Source organism: Nocardia sp. NBC_01377 (genome assembly GCF_045040005.1).
Taxonomy (GTDB): domain Bacteria; phylum Actinomycetota; class Actinomycetes; order Mycobacteriales; family Mycobacteriaceae; genus Nocardia; species Nocardia noduli.
Genome location: NZ_CP109566.1, coordinates 7,768,536 through 7,790,050, shown reverse-complemented (window position 1 = coordinate 7,790,050; position 21,515 = coordinate 7,768,536). Strand labels below are relative to the sequence as shown.

Here is a 21,515-nt window from a genome sequence, read left to right as displayed (position 1 = left end):
TCGGACGCCTCGGCGCCGCAGGTCGCCATCCTCGGTGACGAATTCAACCCCGAATCCTCCTTCGCCCGGTGTCGTCGGTCGGCCGGACAGCGCCGTGCGGCGACTCACGAGGCGAGCAGCCGGATCACCGCGATCGTGCCGACGACGACGATCACCGCGCGCAGCACGGTCGGCGACATGCGCCTGCCCACCGTAGCGCCGAGTTGCCCGCCGATGATCGAACCGACCGCGATCAGCGCGACGGCGGTCCAGTCGACGTCGGCGACCACGATGAAGATCACCGCCGACACCGCGTTGACGATCAGCGCGAGCACATTCTTCACACCGTTGAGCCGCTGCATGTCCTCGTGCACGAAGACGCCGAGCAACCCGATCAGCAGCACGCCCTGGGCCGCTCCGAAATAGCCGCCGTAGATACCGGTCGCGTAGACCGCGGCGAGCAGGATCGGCCCGCCGTGTTCCGGCGCTGGCCCGGCATCGCCCTCGCGCCGCTGTTTCACCCAGCGCGCCAGCCTCGGCTGCACCATCACCAGGATCAGCGCCGCGATGATCAGCACCGGCACTATGGCCTTGAACGCGTCCGCGGGAAGGGTCAGCAGCAGCACCGCGCCGGTGATGCCGCCGAGCAGGGACGCGGTGCCGAGTGTGAGCAGTCTGGCCCGCTGACCCACCAGCTCACGGCGGTATCCGATGACACCGCTGATCGAGCCGGGAACGAGTCCGATCGTGTTCGACACATTCGCGGTGACCGGCGGCAGCCCGAAGGCGAGCAGTACCGGGAACGTGATCAGCGTTCCCGATCCGACGATGGTGTTGATGCCGCCCGCCGCGATACCGGCGGCGAGGACGGCCAGCATTTCCAGCCAGGTCATGGTGAACAGTTCCTTCGACGTCCCGCCGGATGAGTACCGTACGAGCGTTCAGTTCGGACGTCGAAACGCTAACCTCCCACGACGGACGATCCGACGACGGGGACCTGCGTTGGCTCGTTGATTGCGGCGCGGTAAACTGGCCGACATCATGCTGCGGGCGCTTCTTCTCGAACGCCGCGACGGGGTCTGATCAGACCGGCTCTCCGTCGCGGGGTTTTGCCGCGCCGGTCGACCCACACGGGATCCACCACACCCTGGAGAAATCGCATGTCCCCCGCTGACGCCTTCATTTCCGGCACGCGCACCATTTCGGCCCCGTCGAAAGCCGCGCCCGTCGACCAGCCCGCCTGGAACACGCAGAAGAACTCGTCCATGCCGACGTTCCGGTACCGGCCGTTCTCCGAGGAAGTCGAGCCGATCGCCGTCGCCGACCGCACCTGGCCGGACACGATCATCGACCGCGCTCCCGGCTGGTGCGCCGTCGACCTGCGCGACGGCAACCAGGCCCTGATCGATCCGATGAGCCCGGCCCGCAAGCGCCGCATGTTCGACCTGCTGGTCCGGATGGGTTACAAGGAGATCGAGGTCGGCTTCCCGTCTGCCAGCCAGACCGATTTCGATTTCGTACGCGAGATCATCGAAGACGGCGCCATCCCCGACGACGTGACGATCCAGGTGCTGACCCAGTGTCGCGCCGAACTGATCGAACGCACCTTCGAGGCGTGCGCGGGCGCGACCAACGTGATCGTGCACTTCTACAACTCCACCTCGATCCTGCAACGCAAGGTCGTCTTCCGCGCTGACCGCGACACGGTGAAGAAGATCGCCACCGACGCCGCCACGCTGTGCCTGGAAGTGGAGAAGCGTTACCCGGACACCAACTGGCGCTACGAGTACAGCCCGGAGTCCTACACCGGCACCGAGCTGGAATACGCCAAGGACGTCTGCGACGCGGTCACCGCGATCATCGCGCCGACGCCCGAGAAGCCGATGATCATCAATCTGCCCGCGACCGTCGAGATGGCGACGCCGAACGTCTACGCCGATTCGATCGAATGGATGAGCCGCAACCTGGCCCGCCGCGAGTCGATCGTGCTGTCGCTGCATCCGCACAACGACCGTGGCACCGCCGTCGCCGCCGCCGAACTGGGCTACCAGGCAGGCGCCGACCGCATCGAGGGCTGCCTGTTCGGCAACGGTGAGCGCACCGGCAACGTCTGCCTGGTCACCCTGGGCATGAACCTGTTCTCGCGCGGTGTCGACCCGCAGATCAACTTCTCCGACATCGACGAGATCCGCCGCACCGTCGAATACTGCAACCAGTTGCCCGTGCACGAACGCCACCCCTACGGCGGCGATTTGGTCTACACGGCGTTCTCCGGTTCGCACCAGGACGCGATCAACAAGGGCCTGGACGCGATGAAGGCGACCGCCGACGCCGCGAACGCCGATGTCGACGACATCGTGTGGGAGGTCCCCTACCTGCCGATCGATCCCAAGGATGTCGGGCGCACCTACGAGGCCGTCATCCGGGTCAACTCGCAGTCCGGCAAGGGCGGGGTGGCCTACATCATGAAAACCGATCACGGCCTGGTGCTGCCGCGCAGGTTGCAGATCGAATTCTCCCAGGCGATCCAGAAGATCACCGACGGCGAGGGCGGCGAAGTCACGCCCAAGGAGATGTGGGACGTCTTCTCCGAGGAGTACCTGACCCCGATCCTGCCACTGGAGCGGATCCGCCAGAAGGTCACCGCCTCCGAGACCGACGGCGGCGTCGACTCCATCACCGCCGTGGTGAAGGTCGACGGGGTCGAGCAGGAGATCACCGGTTCCGGCAACGGACCGCTGGCCGCGTTCATCGACGCCGTCGCCACCGTCGGCTTCGACGTGCGGGTGCTGGACTACTCCGAGCACGCCATGTCCGCCGGTGACGACGCGCAGGCCGCGGCCTACGTCGAATGCGCCATCGGGGACAAGGTCGTGTGGGGCGTCGGCATCGCCACCTCCATCACCACCGCGTCGCTGCGCGCCGTCGTCTGCGCGGTCAACCGGGCCCGCTGAGCACCGCGGCCGAGTAGGCTCAAGGGCCGGACTTCACGCCTGCGGGCGAGGTGATGTCCGGCCCTCTGACCTGCTGGGGGAGAACGACAATCAGCCGATTACCACGACCGGGTGAACAGTCGTGGCAACCTGCGCGTCCGCCGGAAGACCGCGACGCGGGGCCGTGAACCCCGTGCTAGCGTTGGATTCGCATTCAAGCGCCGAGCTCTCTGCTCGCTTCCGAGCAGATGGGGGAACTGTGACAAACAACGACCACAACCCGACTTCGCCGCCCTGGCTGCAGAGTCATTCGGTGGATACGGCCGAGGTCACCGGCGATTCCGCGAGCGGGACCGCGGCGCACGACGATTCGTCCGAGACACCCGCCGCCGAATCCACCGCCGAACGCGGGCAGGAACGACCGGAGGCCCCGAACCGGGAAGCCGAATCCGCGCCGCAGCCCGAGGAACAGTACCCGGGCTATGCGAGCGGCCCCGCGGACCAGAACGCGTACGCGCCGCAGGGCGGTCCCCAGAGTTACGGCGCGGGCGAAGGTTTCGCGCCACCGGCGGAGCAGGCTTACCCACAGCCGCCGTACCAGGGCGGACCGTATCCGTCGGTGCCCTACCAGGGCGGCCCCGGCCAGGAACAGCACAGCGGCAATCACCCGATCCACCAGCAGGGTCCGCAGTACGGCGAATACCGTCAGGAGCCGGGCCCCGATCCGCGCGGGCCGCAGCAGTATCCCGAAGCCGGTCCGGGACAGGAACAGCAGAGCGGGCCCATCTACAGCTGGGCTCCGCCGCCTCCTCCGGCCCAGCAGCCGCCCCCGCCCCCGATGTACCAGTCGCCCGGCGGTCCCGGTGGACCTCCCGGTGCGAACCCGCCCGGCCCCAACGTACCCGGCGGTTTCAACGCGCCCCCGAACGCGCCGGGGCCGATCGGCCAGACCGGGCCCGGCCAGGTGTGGCAGGGCGGACCGCCCGGATACGCGCCGCAGCAGGGGACGTTCCAGCCGCAACATATGCAGCAACCCGGTCAGCCCGGTCATTCGGTCAATGACCTGAATCTGCTCAAGCGAGCCAGGCGCGCCCCGCGCAGCGGCTGGCGGCGGGCGTTGCACAAGGCGTCCGGCGGTGCGATCAATCCGGGTGAATCCTCGGCCGATATCGTGCACCGCGACCTGGTCGACCGGGTGAATCAGCCTGTGCGCGGCGACTATCGGATCGCGATCCTCTCGCTCAAGGGCGGCGTCGGCAAGACGACGACCACGGTGGGCCTCGGCTCCACCTTCGCGTCGCTGCGCGGCGACCGGGTCATCGCGATCGACGCCAATCCCGATCTGGGCACCCTCGCGCACCGGGTGCCGCGGCAGACCCGTTCGACGGTCCGCAATCTGCTGGAGGACCAGCAGATCTCGCGGTACTCCGATGTCCGCGCGCACACCTCGCAGGCACCGAGCCGACTGGAAGTGCTTGCCTCGGAACAGGATCCGGCCGTCTCGGAGGCGTTCAGCGAAGCCGACTACCGCAAGGCCATCGGCATACTGCAATCCTTCTACAACATCATCCTCACCGACTGCGGTACCGGACTGATGCATTCGGCCATGTCCGGCGTGCTGGACATGGCCAGTTCGCTGGTCCTGGTCACCTCCCCCGCCATCGACGGCGCGCGCAGCGCGTCGGCGACCCTGGACTGGCTCGAACACCACGGCTACAACAAGCTCGTCGAGCGAACCGTGGTGGTGGTAAACGCTTCTCGGCGTGGCGCCTCCACCATCGACCTCGAACAGCTGCGCAGGTTGTTCCTCGATCGCACCAGGGCGGTGCAGGTCGTCCCGTTCGACGATCATCTGGCCGAGGGCGCGGAGATCGACCTGGAACTGGTCAGCAAGCCGACCCGGCGCGCCCTGCTCGAACTCGCGGCGATGGTCGCCGACGATTTCGGCTACATCGGCGCGCAGCAGTACCGGCAGCAGGGCCCGCCCGGCGTGTACTGAGCGCGGTTCTCGCGAATGGCCCGGCGTCTCGAATGCCGGGCCATTCGCTATTTCTCGGTTACCAGCGCCGCCGCCGTGCGGAAAGCTCCGAGTACCGAGGCGATCGCGGGCCGCTTCCCCGCGTGCGGACGCGTCGCCAGTTCGTAGGCGCGCGCCGCGCGGACACCGGAGAGCCGCAGCACGGCGAGGCCCGGGTGCGCGACGGCGAAACGCGGCATCAACGCGACGCCGTAACCGGCCGCGACCACCGTTTCGATCACACGGAAGTCGTTGAGACGCTGGACCACTCGCGGTTCCACCCCGGTCACCGTCGCGATCGAGCGCAGGACGTCGTCCACCGGGAACCCGCCGCGGACGCTGATCCACGACTCCTGCGCCAATTCCGCCGGGGTCACCGAGGATTTCCCGGCCAGCCGATGGCTCGGGGCGACCACCACGTCGATCGGTTCGCGCATCAGCACCCGGGCGGCCACGCGCGCGCCCGAGACCGAGGGCGCGCGCTCGTCGCGGTGGGTGAGCACGATGTCGTAATCGGCCAGCAACCGGGAGACTCCCGCGGGCGGCACATCCTCGTCGCTGGCGAGGACGTCGACGCCGCTGTCCGCCATCGCGGTGAGCACATGCGGCAGCAGCAGCGCCCCACCGGACGGGAACACCGCGACCCGCACCCGCCCGCGCGGTGACCCGCGATAGTGCGCCATCTCCGCCACCGCCCGGTCCATGGCGGCCAGCACCTCGTCGGCGCGGACCACGAGGGCGTGTCCGGCGTCGGTGAGCCGGACCCGCCTGCCGTCGGGTTCGAGCAGGGCGACGCCCGCCTCCCGCGCCAACACCTTGAGCTGCTGCGACACCGCCGACGGGGTCATCGACAGCGCCGAGGCGACCGCGCCGACGGTGCCGCGATCGGCGAATTCGCGCAGGACACGCAACCGCTCCACCGACATCACCCTCGTGCCACCGCCCTCTCGCCATCGTCATAAAAGTGAAGCATTACTACATGGATACTCCATATTAATTCGATTGTTCTGATCTATTTCCGGTCCGACGATGGAAGGCGTGACCACCCGCGACCGATTACTCGGACTGACCGTCGTCCTGCTCTGGGGCCTGAACTTCCTCGCCATCCGCATCGGCCTCGATCACTTCCCGCCCTTCTTCTTCGCCGCGCTGCGATTCGCCGTCATCGCGATCCCCGTGCTGCTGTTCGTCCCGCGTCCCCGGGTGAATTGGCGCTGGATCCTGCTGTACGGCACCGGTTTCGGCATCCTGCAATTCGCGTTCCTGTTCACCGCGATGCGCACCGGCATGCCGACCGGCCTCGCCTCGCTGGTACTGCAATCCTCTGCCCCGTTCACGGTGCTGCTCGGCACGGTCTTCCTACGCGAACGGATCCGCCCGGCGCAGCTCGCGGGAATCGGCGTCGCGCTGGCCGGAATGGCCGTCATCGGCTGGGACCGCCTCGAACACGCGACCCTGCTGCCGGTGCTGCTCACCCTCGCGGGCGGCCTCGGCTGGGCGTTCGGCAATATCGGAGCGCGCATGGCGGGCAGCACCTCCCCCGGCTTCGACCCGCTGCACCTGACGCTCTGGATCGCGGTGGTGCCCCCGGTGCCGCTGCTGTTGCTGTCCGCCGCCGCGGAAGGCCCCACCACCGGACCGCGCGCTCTCGCCGCCTCGTTCTCCGGCACCGGCTGGCCCGCCCTGGCGGCGCTGGCCTACATCGCCGTCCTCGCGACCATCGTCGGCTCGGGCCTGTGGACCTACCTGATGGGCCGCTACCCCGCAGGCACGGTCGCCCCGTTCTCCCTGCTCGTCCCCGTCGTCGGCATCGCCGCCGCGTGGGCGTTCCTCGACGAGACACCCACCGCCACCTCGCTGGTCGGCGGGGTCGTCGTGATCGGGGGTGCGTTCGTCGCCACTTCCGCGCGGTCGTCGGGGGCGAAGGAGGCTGTCGTTCCGGTTCCCGCCGTCGTCGTCCCGGCGACCGTGACGGTCCCGGCCACCGCCGTCGCCCCAGCCGCCGCTGTCTGAACTGGAACACACCTGGCCATCACGCCGAAGTCCGCTGGTACCAGGGTCCGTACGGCTCGGCGATCAGCTTGCAACACACCTCGCCGAGGTCCGGTGCCCCATCCCTCGAAGGGCTTCGCACCGAGCGAATGGCGCGAAGTCGCCATGGGGCGCGACGCTCGGCGGTACTCTCTGGACGCCCGTACTCGCGCGGCCCGTCGATGCTTCATACCGACGGTGACCCGCGGGCGGCGTCCGGGGTTGGGTCGGTCGACTCGGAGTCACCACTTTATGGTGGGTGCGGCGGTGCAGGTAGGTCCCCGAAGGCTTAGGCAGCAGAGAAGCGCATGGCAGACAAACGATGGGCCGTCTCGCGGAGATCGATGATTCGCGGCACGGTGGCAGTGGGCGTTGCTGGAGTCGCGACAGCAGGCGGTTTTTCGGCAGGCGCGATGAGACCGGCGTCGGCGGGCGCGCAGCCCGGTCGACGTGTCGCGGTACTCGGCGGTGGGGTGGCGGGGTTGACCGCCGCCCACGAACTGGCCGAACGCGGATTCCAGGTCACCGTGTACGAGCGACGTGCCATCGGCGGGAAAGCGCGGAGCATTCCCGTGCCGGGCACCGGCTCCGGCGGGCGGCCCGATCTGCCCGGAGAACACGGGTTCCGCTTCTTCCCCGGCTTCTACCAGCACATTCCAGACACCATGCGGCGTATTCCGTTCGCGGGCAACCCCGACGGCGTCTGGAACAATCTGCTCGCCGTGCCGGAAGCCCGTTTCGCCCGGCGCGACGGTGACGACTTCCGCACGCTGCCGCTCGGCCCACGCGCGCGCACCGAACCGACGCCGGAGGCATTCCTCGAGACCGTCGGCGCGGCGATCTCCACCTCGCTGAAACTGCCCGCGCCCGAAGGGCTGTGGTTCGCCAATCGCCTGCTCGTCTTCAACACCAGTTCCGATGCCAGGCGGCTCGGTCAGTGGGAGGGGACGGCGTGGCACGACTTCGTCGGCGCGCACCGCCGTTCCCACGAATTCCGCGCACTGCTCTCGCGGGCACTGACCAGCATCATGGTCGCCGCCAAGGAGGATGTCGCCAGTGTGCGCACCATCGGCACCATGGGCGAACAGTTCCTCGGCAACCCGTTCGAGGTCGGTAACGACGGCGCGCTCGACCGGGTGCTGAACGGCCCGACCAATGCCGCGTGGATCGACCCGTGGACGGAACGTCTGCGCGCACTCGGGGTCGAATTCGCGCTCGGCGCGGAAGTACGCGGACTGGAGGTGCGCGACCGCAGGATCGCGGGGGCGCGCATCGTCGACGCGGCCGGGGCTCGCACGGTGGAGGCCGATTATTTCGTCGTCGCGCTTCCCGCCGAGATCGCCCGCACCCTGTGGTCACCCGCCGTTCTCGAATTGCAGCCGGAATTGGCGTCGATGGACCGGCTTTTCGTCGATTGGATGACGGGCATCCAGTTCTACCTGCGGACGCCGTCGGATATCTCGCGGGGCCATACCGCCTATATCGACGCGCCGTGGTCACTCACCTCGATCAGCCAGAATCAGCACTGGTCACGCAAATTGCCCCAGTACGGCGACGGCACCGTGCAGGACTGCCTCTCGGTCGACATCTCCGACTGGAACACCCCCGGTGTGCTCTACGGCAAGACCGCCAAGGAGTGCAGTCCCGACGAGATCGCGCGCGAGGTCTGGGCGCAGATGCGTCAGCACCTCGACGACAACGGCGAATCCCTGCGCGACGCCGATCTGCATTCCTGGTTCCTCGATCCCGGCATCACCTGGAACGCCGCCCAGGGCCGCAACGCCAACGCCGATCCGCTGCTCATCAATACCGCCGGTTCCTGGGAGTACCGCCCCGAGTCGCACGGCACGATCGAGAATCTGTTCCTCGCCGGTGATTACGTGCGCACCAACGTGGATCTCGCCACCATGGAGGGCGCCAACGAATCCGCGCGCACCGCCGTGAACGCCCTGCTCGACGTCGCCGGATCGAACGCGGCGCGCTGCCGCATGTTCGAGATGTACCGCGCCGTCGAATTGGAACCGCTGCGCCAGATCGACGCCGACCGCTACGCCACCGGACAACCCAACCTGTTCGACCGGGCGGTGTGAGCGGCGTTCGTCCCGCTCCGAACCAGTCGACAACCGCACCGCAGCCGTCTGCGAGGTGGAGGAAGCCGATCGGTGCACCCCACGAAGGCCCCCGGCACCCGCCGCACCGATGGCTACCCGAGCATCCCATCCGCCCCGTCGTGGGCGTGATCTTCGTCATCCCCCCGCCGCAGCGAGCCCCTGCGCGTCAACCCGCGCCCACCTCGTCCGCGACGCCGACCTCGTCCCCCACCGGATGATCCAAGCCGATCACCCGATCTCCGCCACAGATCAATACGCCCCCACCACGGGCGCGAGCCTTACGAGCGCCCTCGTTCGCGGCCCGTCTCGCGTCCGAGCGGTCGAAGCGCATGCGACGAAGTCGCGAGTCTCGACCGCTCGGACGCGAGACGAAAAGGGGCCGCGAACCCGCGGCCCCGGCCGCCGATGTCACCGCGAACCCGCGGCCCCCGGGCCGCCAAGTGACAGTAAGCTCACGGCGTGGCAGAGATTTCGGTGCGTGGGCGTATCGCCCTGCGGGCCGCGGCGGCAGCGTCGTGGGCGTCGCAGCGAGCGGGTCGCGGCAAGGGGTCGATGATCGGCGGGCTGATCGCGCTGAAAATCGATCCGTCGATCATGGATCAGCTGGGCCGTGGCAGGCGCACGGTGCTGGTGACCGGCACGAACGGCAAGTCCACCACGACCAGGATGACGACGGCGGCGCTGGCGACCTTGGGCGAGGTGGCCACCCAGGCCGACGGCGCGAATATGGACGCCGGGATCGTCGCCGCGTTGAGCGCGCATCCGGGTGTCGAGTTGGCGGCGATCGAGGTGGATGAGCTGCATCTGCCGCATGTCACCGATTCGCTGGTTCCAGCGGCGGTGGTGTTGTTGAATCTGAGCCGCGATCAGCTGGATCGGGTGGGCGAGATCAATATGATCGAGCGCCGTCTGCGGGCCGGACTGGCGAAACATCCCGATACCGTGGTGATCGCCAACTGTGACGATGTGCTGGTCGCCTCGATCGCCTACGACCACCCGAATGTGGTGTGGGTGGCGGCGGGCGGCGGCTGGGCCATGGACGCGACGAGTTGCCCGCGCAGTGGTGAGCCGATCGTGTGGGAGGGCGCGCATTGGCGCAGTACCGGCACCGATTTCGAACGGCCGGAACCGAATTGGTGGCTCGACGGCGAGGAGTTGCGCGGCCCGGACGGTGTCCGGTTGCCGTTGACGCTGGCGTTGCCGGGCAAGGCGAATCGCGGTAACGCGGCGCAGGCGGTGGCCGCCGCGGTCGCGCTCGGCGCCGATGCCGGGCAGGCTGCCGCGGCCGCGGGGACCGTGCGTGAGATCGCGGGCCGCTATCGGACCGTGCAGGTCGGCGAGCACGCGGCTCGGCTGTTGCTCGCGAAGAATCCGGCTGGCTGGCAGGAGGCGCTGTCGATGATCGAACCGTCGTCGGCGGGGCTGGTGATCGCGGTGAACGGGCAGGTGCCCGACGGCGAGGATCTGTCCTGGCTGTGGGATGTGCGTTTCGAGCATTTCGAGGGTGTGCAGGTGGTGGCGTCCGGTGAGCGGGCCACCGATCTCGCGGTCCGCCTCACCTATGCGGGGGTGGAGCACACGACCGTGGCCGATCCGAAGCGGGCCATCGCGTCCTGTCCGGCGGGCCATGTGGAAGTACTCGCGAATTACACCGCGTTCCGGGATCTGAACCGCGACCTCGAGGCGAAGTCATGAGTGAATCGACCGTGCGGATCGGGCTGGTGCTGCCCGATGTGATGGGTACCTACGGCGACGGCGGCAATGCGCTGGTCCTGCGTCAGCGTGCGCGGATGCGCGGCTACGACGCCGAGATCGTGGAGATCACGCTGCCCGACCCGGTGCCGGAATCGCTGGATATCTACACCCTCGGCGGTGCGGAGGATTCGGCGCAGCGGTTGGCGACCCGGCATCTGCAACGCTATCCGGGTTTGCAGCAGGCGGCCGCGAAAGGTGTTCCGGTTCTTGCCATCTGCGCCGCGATCCAGGTGCTCGGCCAGTGGTACGAGACGTCGACCGGCGAACGGGTCGACGGCGTCGGCCTGATCGATGTCACCACGTCCCCGCAGTCCAAGCGCGCCATCGGCGAGGTCACGACGACCCCGCTGCTGCCCGGCCTCACCGCCGCATTGACCGGTTTCGAGAACCACAGGGGCGGAACGAAACTCGGCGGCGACGCGACAGGTCTCGCTCGCGTCACCCGCGGGGTCGGCAATGGTGTCGGCGACGGTCTGGAGGGCGTCGTCCAGGGTTCGGTCCTCGGCACCTATATGCACGGCCCCGCCCTGGCCCGTAACCCGGAACTGGCCGACCTGCTGCTGCGCCGTGCCCTCGGCGTCGACGAACTGGCCCCCCTCGATCTCCCCGAGGTGGACCAGCTCCGCCGCGAACGCCTGCGCGCCTGAGTTCTAGACGGCCAAGATCGCGACGTCGTATTTCTGACAGTAGGGATCGCGGGTCACGAACGTCAGCCCCTCGCACCGTGTCTGCGCGACCAACATCCGATCGAACGGGTCACGATGCAAGGGGGGCAATCGCCCAGCTACGATCGCGTGTTCGTGGCTGATCGGGAGTGCGAGAAGACCACTGTCCCTGATGCGTTCGGGAAGGTCGCTGGGTCCCGCGAGTTTCCCTGTCGCCTGCTTGATCGCCACCTCCCACAGGGTCGCGGCACTGGGATATACATCCATATCGTGATCGATCCGATCCACGATGTCCGACGACAGTGCGGGGTCATCGGTCAACCACCAGAGAACCACATGGGTGTCGAGAAGGAGACTCACGGCATCGAGCCGAAATCGTCGGCGATCGAGGCGTTGGTCTCATCGGAATCCCATTCCGGCCCGAGCACGAGTTGTCCACGCAGCGACCCACGCCCACGGCGGTCGACACGGCGAATGAGCGGTACAACCTTCGCGACAGGATGGCCTGCCCGGCTGATGACGATCTCCTCGCCGTGTTCGACTCGCTCGATTATCCGCGACAGATTGGTCTTGGCCTCGTGGATATTGAACTGCTCCGCTGCGCCACTCACCACACCACCTCCTTAGCTAAGAGCTTAGTCCGACAATTCGGCGAAAGCGATGGAACAGCGAAAACGCTGCTCAGACCGCCGAGGTGGCGCAGAGTTCGTGGACCAGACGCATCTTCTCGAGGACCGGTTCGGGGAGGACGAAGGGGTAGAGGTCGGGGTGGCCCATGGAGCGGTTCACCATGTTCAGCGACCAGGCCAGCGGCAGCCACTGTTCGATGATCTTGTCGAATCCGGCGGGCCCGGGCTGCGGCCGGTCCAGGGTCGCGCCCGCGGAGGCGATGCCGAACGCGGCGGCCGTGTCGAGGGTGTCGCGGATGTGCAGGTAGTGGGCGAATGTCTCGGCCCAATCCTCGGCGGGGTGCATGGTGGCGTAGGAGGAGACGTGATTCGACTCCCACCCGGCGGGGGCGCCGTAGGAATAGTGGTGATCGATGGCCGCCTGATAGTCGGCGTCGGGATCGCCGAACAGGTTCAGGAAGCGTTGTCGCGCTTCGTTATCGGCGACGAGCACGGTGAAGTAGTAGTGCCCGATCTCGTGCCGGAAATGTCCGAGCAGAGTGCGATACGGCTCGGCCATCTCGATACGCAATTGCTCACGATGCGGATCGTCGGCCTCGGCCAGATCCAGGGTGATGACACCGTTCTGGTGGCCGGTGAACACCTTGTCGATCTTGCTGGACAGCAGGTCGAAGGCGAGTCCGGTGTTCGGATTCTCGTCCCGGCCGACCAGCGGGAGACCGAGTTCGGCCAGCTCCACGATCAGACGACGTTTGGCGGCCTCTGCCTCGGCGAAGGCGTCCAGTCCCGCGGTATCGGTGTCGTTGGGCCTGGTACGCGTCAACCGGCATGATTCGCACAGCGCGGGACCGGTGCCGTACACGGCGGGCGGAGCCGGTTCGATCACTTCCCGCTGGGTCGTCGTCCCTCGGAACCGCGCGCGCAACCGTTGGGCCCGAGTGAGGCGTCCCTGTTCGGGCGCCGAACCGGGCGGGTTCGGATCGAACTGCGCTCCGTTTCCACCGACGGGGACCAGCTGCCCGGCGGGCTCGGTGGGTATCTGTACGAGCCAATTGCATTTTGCGACATGCAGATTGTCGCAGAGCCGGTAACGCCGACCGTCGACCTCGCCGCTGAGATTGCCGTTGTCGCCCGTCGGGACGAAATCGGCGATGACGAGCAGGGTCCGCAGCGCGAGACTGAAACCCAGTGGGCTGGAACAGGAAAGGCAGACCGAATTCTCGAACGCGAGTTGTTGACCGCAGTTCGGGCAGGTGAAATCACGCACTCGGGTTCAAACCTCCAGTGGAGCGACGTCGACCGATACGGTAATGATGCTCTCCCTTGCGTCGGTGTAGATGATGCCCCGCAGCGGCGGCACATCCGCGTAGTCGCGACCCCAGGCCGCGGTCACATAGCGTTCATCGGCGAACTGATCGTTCGTCGGGTCGAAGCCGATCCAGTGCCCGGTCCGGTCCGAAGCCGAATCTCCCGGCACCCATACCGCCGCCCAGGCGTGGGTGGCGTCGACCCCGACCATCCGTTCCTTGCCGGGCGGCGGATCGGTGGCCAGATATCCGGACACGTATCGCGCGGCCAGACCGTGTGAGCGCAGGCAGGCCGCGGCGATGCGCGCGAAATCCTGGCACACGCCTTCGCGGGCGGCGAACACATCGGCGACCCTGGTCGAGACATTGGTCGAGCCGGACCGATAGGCGAAATCGCGGTGGATCCTGGTGTTCAGATCCGTGACCGCCTTCAGCAGCGGACGACCCGGCGTCAGCGATTCCGCCGCGTAGGCGGTGACCTCGGCACTGATCTCCGGCGGACGCAGATCCAAGGTGAATTCCACCGCGAGCGGACCGTTGACCGACGTCGGACGCGCCTGTTCCCACGGGCCGTCCGCACTGGCGGGAACCGGGCGCTGCACGTCCACCACCGATATCCCGGTGACCACAAGCTCGGTGTGCTCGGCTGTCACGTGGAAATAGGAGGTCGTGTTGCCGTAGACGTCGGTGCCGACGGAACGATCCGACGGCACCGGGTCGATGGTCAGATCGTGCGAGACCAGGCGCTGGCCGGGGAATTCACGCGGGGTGAGATAGGCGCGGCCGTAGGAACTGCTGACCTCGTCCGAATACGAGTACTTGGTTCGGTGCTCCACCCGATAACGACGAGCGAAACCGTCGCGCCCGGTCATCCGACCACCCTCGTGCTGCCCCACAGCGGTTGTATACCCGCCGGAAGCGAAAGTTTCGTCGTCTCGAACGATTCGGACACCTTGCGCAGCCGCAAATGCACACCTTCCAGCAACTCGGCGAGTTCGGTCCGCTTGCCGTCCGCGTCGGTGGCCTCCAGATCCGCCGGATCGACGCGGCGCAGCATGCGTTGCGCGTCGGCCAGAAGCCGTTGCGGCCGTGACGATCCCGACGCGCCGGGCAGCGCCTGGAAATTCTCGTCGAGCCGATCGAGCTGGTAGGCCAGTGATCGCGGATTGCTCGCGTCGAAGAGCAACAGCCCCGCGACCGCCGACACCCGCACCGAATCCCGGTGCCGCCGTCGGTAACTCACCAGCGACTCCGCGGCGCGCAGCACGGATTCGGTGACCACCTGCTGGGTCTCACCGTGGAAGGTCTGCGTCAGCGCGGCCGACATCAGCGCCGTCAGCGCCAGCCCGCGCTCGATGCGCTTGCCGATATCCATCACGTACCAGCCCGCGTCCCGCACCAGCGATTCGGACCCGATCCCGTTCAGCGAGAGCAGCGCGGCGAGGGTCAGCGAATGCATCGATGACAAGACGGCCTCGCCGTCCTCCTCGCTCCCGCGAATCTCGGCCAACGCCCGATCCACCGCGCTCAGGATCATCCAGGTGTCCTGCGACAGCTGATCGCGTACCGCACGCGCCGCCGACCCGTACCGGTCGATCGCGAAGGCGAGCGAACCGGGCAGACTCGGGTCGAGGGTCAGCGACATCAGGTAGTCGTAACCCGCACGCGAGGCGCTCGAGGTCATCTGCGAAGCACGGGTGTGGCGGGGATCACGCTCTCCCGCACCGGAATTCCCGCGCGGAAGGGCGGGTTGACCACCGAGGTTCGGTTGCGTTTCACCACCGGTGAGACCGCCGGATTGTGACTGACCGCCGGCCGACTGCGACTGCGACTGACTGCCACCCGACTGCGACTGACCACCGCCGGACTGCGACTGACTGCCGGGCGACTGCGATTGGTTACCGGCCGACTGGGACTGGCCACCAGCTGACTGCGACTGGCCGCCACCCGACTGCGTTTGACCACCGTCACTCGGCTGAGACCGACCACCGACACCCGACTGCGACTGACCACCCGCATCCGGTCGATCCTCACCAGCGGGACCCGATTGTTCCTGCCCAGCCGCGGCAGACCGGGACTGCGGCCCATCGGCCACACCCGACTGGGACGAGGACGTCACGGTGGTCTCCGATCCGGATTCCGCCGCACCGAGCGCAGTCGCGGATCGATCCTCTCCGACTGTCGACGGCGACTGCGCGGCCTCCGTCTCCGTGCTTGCCGAAGCGGTCGGGGAAATATCCCCGTTCCCGGGATCAGCGCCGGAATCCACCGAACCGGAACCCGGAACAGGCTGCGTATCAGCAGCACTCGCGGCGGCGACCGAACCCTCTTCACCGGCCGGGGATCCGACCTCGGACCGCACCGACGTCGCCTGCTGCGGGACGGGCGGTGTCTCGGCGGGCGAGGCCGTCACCACGGCGGGCGGGGCGATGGTGCCGGTCGTCCTCGCCAGCGCCGACATCAGGATGGGAAGGGCTTCCGCGCCGTCGAACCAGGCGCGGTAGCGGTAGTCCTGGTAACAGTCGTTGGTGGCGATGAGCAGGCGGACCACCGACTCGGCGCGTTCGCTGTAGCGGCCCATCCAGAACAGATCGTTGAGGACGCGGGGCGAACTGATCGCCTCCACGATCGCGGGCGACCGCTGCGGGCGTTCCTCGACCTGGGGTTCGGCCGAGACCGCCGTCACCTGGGTCGGCGCCGCGCGCACCCACACATCCTTGGCGGCGACCTTGATGACCGCGCGATCCGGTTCCAGCCGCTGTCGCAGCTGGCCGAGACCGCCCGCCATGGCCGTGTAGCCGCCGCGTCGCGCCAACGAGAACAGGCGGATGCCGACCGGCGCCGAGGCCAATCCGCCGTATCCCTGCACCGCGGGCGACACCGAGAACTGGGCCGGTTCCTGTCCGACCCACTGCCACGGATTCGCCTCGATCCGCGACTTCGACGCCTCGATTTGTTCGGACGACAATTCGGGACCGAACAGGGTCGAACCGTCGACCGCCGACCGGATGACCAACCGATCCAGCCGCGCCAGCAGGTGCGACCGCTCGCTGTCGTCGCCGCCCCAGTAGGTCGGCGTGCTGTCGAGAAGTAGTTCCTCGCCGAGCAGCGCGCGCGAGATCCGCGGCAGGAATCCGGTCAGCGCCGGACTTTCCAGCAGACCGCTGCCGAGCGTGTTGACCACGGTCACCGCGCCCCGGCGCAGCACTTCGACCAGCCCGACGACACCCAGGTGGGAGTCCGGGCGCAGATCGAGCGGGTCGGAGAATTCCGCGTCGACGCGGCGCAGCACCACGTCCACGCGTTTGAGGGTGCCGAGCGAGCGCATCCACAGCGCGCCGTCGCGGACGACGAGATCGGCGCTCTCGACCAGCGGGAAACCCAGCGTCGCGGCGAGATAGGCCTGATCGAACGCCGTCTCGGAATGCACACCGGGACTCAGGACGACCACCATCGGGTCGTCGACGTCGGCGATGGGCGCCGATTCGATCAGCATCAACCGCATGGCGCGCGCGAACGGCGTCAGCGGGCGCGGGCTGGAATGTTCGAAGGATTCGGGGATCGCGGTCGAGATCACGCGCCGGTCGGCCAGCGCGTAACCGGCGCCCGACGGCGCCTGCGCCCAATCGGCGACGACCCGGAAGTCCCCGTCGCCCCACCTGCTGATATCGCAGGCGTGCAGGAACAATTGATGACGCCCGGGAATCGTGATGCCGTGCGCGGCTCGCACGTATCCGCTGTTGCCGAAGACGATCTCGGGCGGGAGCAGACCCGAGGTGATGGTGCGGCGCGAACCGTAGATATCGGTGAGCACCTCGTCCAACACTCGCGAGCGCTGCACGAGCCCGGCTTCCAGCCGGGTCCAGTCGTCGGCCGACACCAGCAGCGGGATCGGATCCAGTCGCCACGGCACCGGTTTCACCGGTTCCCCCGAGCCGTTCACCTCGGTATAGGTGATGCCGTCGTCCTCGATCAGCCTGCGGACCCTGGTGTCGAGTCTGCCGAGTCCTGTGGTGCCGATATCGAGGAAATCCGACGACAGTTCCGACCACATCGAACGGACCGTCCCCTGCGGGTCGACGAGTTCGTCGTAGTAGCCGGAGGTCGGGAGACCGCATTCGTCGTAGGCCCCCGACGCTCCGCCCTCTTCCCGGTACCGGGCGAACTGTTCGGCTATCTGCTCACGCACCGTGACTCGGCGAGCTTCCCGTGCGTTCCATAAGGTGCCCTGTTCGTCACGCGCCGACGAGTCCTCGTGGTCGCTGCGCGGGTCGGATTCGAGTACGTCCGTCCGGGTCCCGGCCTCGGATGACCCGGCCTCGGATGCTTCGTCGTTCATCGCTGCGCGCCTCCCCTTGGGGTGGCCGCCGCATACTCCGCATCGGCCACCATGCCGACCTCATTTCCGCTGCCCGACGTGTTGTTTACCGGTCGTTGACCAGCCCCCAAACGGTGCGAGCCCGGCGTAGATCCAGGATGCCCGGCGCGCCGACATCGGTCGACTGTGCTGCAATCTTCGCACGGAGTTCGCCGGGATCCATCGGGGTCGTGGTGTGACCGGCCGCCTCGAATCGACGATTCCGCCGCGACTGCGCGACTTCCGCGTTCACCGGGGGCTCCTCCCAGTACTGCCCGCCCGGATGCGACACGTGATAGGTGCAGCCGCCGCGCGAGATCCCGGTTCCGGCGTCGAGCAGGTCGAAGACCAGCGGCGCGTCGACGGTGATCGACGGATGCAGGGAATTCGGCGGCTGCCAGGCGCGGTAGCGAACTCCCGCGACCTGGACATCGGTCTTGTCGGTGGCGAGCAGCGGAACCGGCATGCCGTTGCAGGTCAGCACATACCGTTCCCGGTCCGCGCCGACCACCCTGACCTGGATTCGCTCCACCGACGAGTCGACATAGCGGGCGGTGCCGGTGGCTGCGGACTGCTCGCCCAGGGTGTGCCAGGGTTCGATGGCCCCGCGCAGTTCGATCTCGATATCCCCGATGACCACCGTGCCGATGCGCGGGAACCGGAATTCGGTGAACGGATCGAGCCAGCTCGCGTCGAATTCGATGCCGTGCGCGCGCAGATCCGCGGCGACCTCGGCGATATCGGTCATCAGGAAATGCGGGAGCAGGTAGCGGCCATGCAGATTGGCCCCGTGCCGGACCAGCCGCGCGCGCAACGGCTCCCGCCAGAAGCGCGCGACCAGCCCGCGGACCAGCAGTGATTGCACCATCGCCATCTGGAAATGCGGCGGCATCTCGAATCCGCGCAACTCGACCAGTCCGAGCCGACCCCTCGCCGAATCGGGGCTGTAGAGCTTGTCGATGCAGAATTCGGCGCGGTGGGTATTACCGGTGAGGTCGGTGAGCAGATGCCGCAGCGCGCGGTCGATATGCCACGGCGCGACGGGCTGGTCGCCGCCCGCCGTATTCGCGGTGAGCCGAGCGATTTCGGAGAACGCGATCTCCAGTTCGTAGAGCGCGCCCTCGCGGCCCTCGTCGGCCCGTGGCGCCTGCGACGTCGGGCCGATGAAACGGCCGGAGAACAGGTACGACAGCGCCGGATGACGCTGCCAGTAGGTGAGCATCGACACCAGCAGATCCGGTCTGCGCAACATCGGTGATCGCGCGGGCGTCACACCGCCGAGGGTGATGTGATTACCGCCGCCGGTCCCGCTGGAACTGCCGTCGACATCGAAGGATTCGGTGCTCAGTCGGGCCAGTCTGGCCTGGTCGTAGAGGGTGGACAGCAGTTCGGCCTGTTCGGCGAAGGACGCGGTCGGCTGCACGTTCACCTCGATGACGCCCGGATCGGGGGTCACCGACAGACTCTGCAACCGCGCGTCGACCGGAGGTCCGTAGCCCTCCAGCACCACCGGATGCCCCGGCAGTCCGGTGACCGAACCCGACGGGTTGAGCGCGGCGGCGGCGTCCTCCACCCGCGCGATCAGGTCGATGAAATCGGACAGTTGCTCCACCGGGGGCAGGAATATGTGCAGCCGCCCGTTGCGCACCTCCGCCACCACGGCTGTCGTCGGTTCCCAGTGGCCCGATTCCACGACCGCGGGCGGATCCTCGCGCACCGGGCGCAACGGACCCATGAACAGCGGGTCGTTATCCGGGCGCGGGCGAGGGGTGCGCCAGGAGATGGCGTCGAGCGGTAGCCGCAGACCTGCGGGGGAATCACCGTCGGCGAGGACGATTCGGCCTCCGGGAGAATCCTCCGAACGGCCGCGTCGCAATTGCCAGTCCGCGCTGGCCCACCCTCGGCCGTCGCTCCTGCGATACAGCGGGAGCACGTAGGCGACGGGTTCGGTGACCGGTTCGTCGAGACGTTCGAGCAGTTCCTTCCGCGTCTGCGGGGAATCGTCCTCCGGGTCGATATCGGCGGGGACGGGCGGATCGCCCGCCGGGGTGCGCAATGTTCCGGCCAAGCGGGCCAGCGGATCTTCGTAGGCGGGGCGGACCTGCGTCCGCGGCAGTCCGAGCCCTTCCGCCAGATGCGCGATCAGACCCTCGGCGGTCCGGAAATCGGCGCCGGGGATCCGGCGCGGGCCGGGAAGGACCGCGGTGGCGCCCGCGTCGGTATTGCCCTCCACCCGGACGATGCGCAGATCCTCGTCATCGGAGACGCCGGTGTGGTCGGTCACCACCGACCTGTCGGAGCCGTTGGTCTTCGCGGAACCGTTGCCGTCGGCGCCGTTCGTGCCCGGAGCCGGATCATCCTGTCGCGCAACCGCGTCGACCTGCGCGGGCGCGGTGTCGATCGGTGTCCACGGATCGATGAGCAGATCCGGGCGGGTCCACAGCGGTTCGTTGTCGGTGCGCCAGACGATGGCGATCTCCCAGCGCGGCAACGGTTCACCGGGGTACCACTTGCCCTGCCGGTACTGCACCAGTCCGGTGGGTGCGTAGATGCGACGGAGGCGGTCGGCCAGGTCGACGGCGCGTTCGCGTTTGTGCGCGCCGTCGGCGTCGGTGGTCCACTGCGGACTCATCTGATCGTCGACGGAGACGAAGGTGGGTTCGCCGCCCATCGTGAGTTCGATTCGGTCGGCCGCCGTCCTCGCGTCGAGTTCGACACCCGCCGCTCGGATCCGTTCCCACTGGGAGTCGGTGTAGGGCAGGGTGACCCGGGGATCCTCGTGGATACGCCGGACGGTGTTGGAGAATTCCAGGGTGGATTCGGTGCGGCCGGTCGCGCCGGAGATCGCCGCCGACGTGCTGGGGTGCGGGGTCGCGGACAGCGGAATATGGCCCTCGCCAGCGAAAAGACCGGAAGTCGGGTCCATCCCGATCCAGCCCGCGCCGGGCACGTAAACCTCGGTCCAGGCATGCAGGTCGGTGAAATCCGCCGGAGGACCGGACGGTCCATCAAGCGATGGCACGTCCTGCGCGAGTTGCACCAGGTAACCGGAGACGAAACGTGCGGCGAGACCGAATTCGCGCAGGATCGACACGAGCAGCCAGGCGGAATCCCGACAGGATCCGATCGCGGTGCGCAAGGTGTGATCCGGTGTCTGCACACCGGGTTCCATGCGGATCGTGTATCCGACATCTTCTCGCAACACGCGGTTCACTTCGACGAGGAAGTCGATGGTTCGCGGAGTGCCTTCCGGTTGGTGCGCACGCACCCACTCCCGCACCAATTCTCCCGCACCGGAACCCGGTGTCGATTCGTCCACGCGCCGCAGATACGGCTCGAGATCCGCCGTCAGTTCCGAACTGTAGGTGAACGGAAAGTATTCGGCGGAATCCTCCATGAAGAAATCGAAGGGATTGACGACCTCGAGATCGGCGATCAGGCCGATCGTTATCGACAATTCCCTGGTCGGCTCGGGGAATACGAGCCTGGCAAGGAAGTTGCCGAAGGCGTCCTGCTGCCAGTTGACCCAGTGTTCGGCCGGTGTCACGCGCATCGAATAAGCCTCGATGCGCGTGCGCGAGTGCGGGGCCGGACGCAGGCGCACCACGTGAGGATGCACCTCCACCAGCCGGTCGAAGGTGTAGGTGGTCCGGTGCTCGAGTGACACCTTGATGCCCATGAAGCAAGTTCACCACACCGCGCCGATGCGTGCGGTGCCATGCAGCAGGCGT

13 protein-coding genes and 3 pseudogenes are annotated in these 21,515 nt (G+C 67.7%); 6 read left to right on the top strand and 10 right to left on the bottom strand.

Annotated elements, in window-relative coordinates; translation table 11 throughout:
- Positions 1–104 precede the first annotated feature (104 nt).
- Positions 105–872, bottom strand: coding sequence for a sulfite exporter TauE/SafE family protein (locus OG225_RS35840; RefSeq protein ID WP_405179162.1), 768 nt, complete (start codon positions 870–872; stop codon positions 105–107).
- A gap of 267 nt (positions 873–1,139) precedes the next feature.
- Between OG225_RS35840 and leuA the strand changes: the two genes are divergently transcribed.
- Together leuA and OG225_RS35830 are read left to right on the top strand one after the other, a co-directional pair.
- Complete coding sequence (gene leuA, locus OG225_RS35835; protein ID WP_405179161.1) at positions 1,140–2,933, top strand: 2-isopropylmalate synthase; 1,794 nt, start codon at positions 1,140–1,142, stop codon at positions 2,931–2,933.
- A 292-nt stretch (positions 2,934–3,225) separates the two neighbouring features.
- Positions 3,226–4,911 (top strand): AAA family ATPase, encoded by a 1,686-nt coding sequence (locus OG225_RS35830; RefSeq protein ID WP_405179160.1) that lies wholly within the window; start codon positions 3,226–3,228, stop codon positions 4,909–4,911.
- Positions 4,912–4,958: 47 nt separating this feature from the next.
- On the opposite strand, the gene OG225_RS35825 is transcribed toward OG225_RS35830, so the two are convergent.
- Positions 4,959–5,855 carry a LysR family transcriptional regulator gene (locus OG225_RS35825; protein WP_405183482.1) on the bottom strand — a complete coding sequence of 299 codons (897 nt, stop codon included), beginning with the start codon at positions 5,853–5,855 and terminating at the stop codon, positions 4,959–4,961.
- Between the two features lie 112 nt (positions 5,856–5,967).
- Between OG225_RS35825 and OG225_RS35820 the strand changes: the two genes are divergently transcribed.
- From OG225_RS35820 to OG225_RS35805, 4 genes are all read left to right on the top strand, one after another.
- Entirely contained in the window at positions 5,968–6,942 is a 975-nt protein-coding gene (locus tag OG225_RS35820; RefSeq protein WP_405179159.1) for an EamA family transporter, read from the top strand.
- Between the two features lie 431 nt (positions 6,943–7,373).
- Positions 7,374–9,050 (top strand): FAD-dependent oxidoreductase, encoded by a 1,677-nt coding sequence (locus OG225_RS35815; RefSeq protein ID WP_405179158.1) that lies wholly within the window; start codon positions 7,374–7,376, stop codon positions 9,048–9,050.
- Between the two features lie 480 nt (positions 9,051–9,530).
- The gene (locus OG225_RS35810) at positions 9,531–10,766 is read left to right on the top strand and encodes a Mur ligase family protein (protein ID WP_216916074.1); all 1,236 of its coding nucleotides are present in this window, start codon (positions 9,531–9,533) and stop codon (positions 10,764–10,766) included.
- Complete coding sequence (locus OG225_RS35805; RefSeq protein WP_216916077.1) at positions 10,763–11,473, top strand: type 1 glutamine amidotransferase; 711 nt, start codon at positions 10,763–10,765, stop codon at positions 11,471–11,473. Before OG225_RS35810 ends, OG225_RS35805 begins: the two co-directional genes overlap by 4 nt.
- A gap of 3 nt (positions 11,474–11,476) precedes the next feature.
- On the opposite strand, the gene OG225_RS35800 is transcribed toward OG225_RS35805, so the two are convergent.
- From OG225_RS35800 to OG225_RS35765, 8 genes and pseudogenes are all read right to left on the bottom strand, one after another.
- The gene (locus OG225_RS35800) at positions 11,477–11,851 is read right to left on the bottom strand and encodes a type II toxin-antitoxin system VapC family toxin (RefSeq protein WP_405179156.1); all 375 of its coding nucleotides are present in this window, start codon (positions 11,849–11,851) and stop codon (positions 11,477–11,479) included.
- On the bottom strand, positions 11,848–12,102 hold the full coding sequence (locus OG225_RS35795) for a type II toxin-antitoxin system prevent-host-death family antitoxin (protein ID WP_308165518.1): 255 nt from the start codon (positions 12,100–12,102) through the stop codon (positions 11,848–11,850). Before OG225_RS35795 ends, OG225_RS35800 begins: the two co-directional genes overlap by 4 nt.
- A gap of 70 nt (positions 12,103–12,172) precedes the next feature.
- The gene (locus OG225_RS35790) at positions 12,173–13,387 is read right to left on the bottom strand and encodes a putative zinc-binding metallopeptidase (RefSeq protein ID WP_405179155.1); all 1,215 of its coding nucleotides are present in this window, start codon (positions 13,385–13,387) and stop codon (positions 12,173–12,175) included.
- 6 nt (positions 13,388–13,393) lie between these two features.
- Positions 13,394–14,299 carry a transglutaminase N-terminal domain-containing protein gene (locus OG225_RS35785; RefSeq protein WP_405179154.1) on the bottom strand — a complete coding sequence of 302 codons (906 nt, stop codon included), beginning with the start codon at positions 14,297–14,299 and terminating at the stop codon, positions 13,394–13,396.
- On the bottom strand, positions 14,296–15,888 hold the full coding sequence (locus OG225_RS35780) for an alpha-E domain-containing protein (protein WP_405183481.1): 1,593 nt from the start codon (positions 15,886–15,888) through the stop codon (positions 14,296–14,298). Before OG225_RS35780 ends, OG225_RS35785 begins: the two co-directional genes overlap by 4 nt.
- Positions 15,880–17,616, bottom strand: a pseudogene (locus tag OG225_RS35775) (circularly permuted type 2 ATP-grasp protein); the annotation flags it as partial. The pseudogene OG225_RS35775 and the gene OG225_RS35780, both read right to left, overlap by 9 nt.
- A 235-nt stretch (positions 17,617–17,851) precedes the next feature.
- Positions 17,852–19,957, bottom strand: a pseudogene (locus tag OG225_RS35770) (transglutaminase family protein); the annotation flags it as partial.
- 234 nt (positions 19,958–20,191) lie between these two features.
- A pseudogene (locus OG225_RS35765) lies at positions 20,192–21,463 on the bottom strand (transglutaminase family protein); the annotation flags it as partial.
- Positions 21,464–21,515: the final 52 nt, after the last annotated feature.

What these genes read in the sequence shown, in the direction of transcription:
- OG225_RS35840 (WP_405179162.1), bottom strand. Translation starts at nt 872, where the DNA reads ATGACCTGGCTGGAAATGCTGGCCGTCCTCGCCGCCGGTATCGCGGCG.
- leuA (WP_405179161.1), top strand. Translation starts at nt 1,140, where the DNA reads ATGTCCCCCGCTGACGCCTTCATTTCCGGCACGCGCACCATTTCGGCC.
- OG225_RS35825 (WP_405183482.1), bottom strand. Translation starts at nt 5,855, where the DNA reads ATGTCGGTGGAGCGGTTGCGTGTCCTGCGCGAATTCGCCGATCGCGGC.
- OG225_RS35815 (WP_405179158.1), top strand. Translation starts at nt 7,374, where the DNA reads ATGAGACCGGCGTCGGCGGGCGCGCAGCCCGGTCGACGTGTCGCGGTA.
- OG225_RS35805 (WP_216916077.1), top strand. Translation starts at nt 10,763, where the DNA reads ATGAGTGAATCGACCGTGCGGATCGGGCTGGTGCTGCCCGATGTGATG.
- OG225_RS35785 (WP_405179154.1), bottom strand. Translation starts at nt 14,299, where the DNA reads ATGACCGGGCGCGACGGTTTCGCTCGTCGTTATCGGGTGGAGCACCGA.
- OG225_RS35780 (WP_405183481.1), bottom strand. Translation starts at nt 15,888, where the DNA reads ATGTCGGCGCTGGCGAGGACGACCGGCACCATCGCCCCGCCCGCCGTG.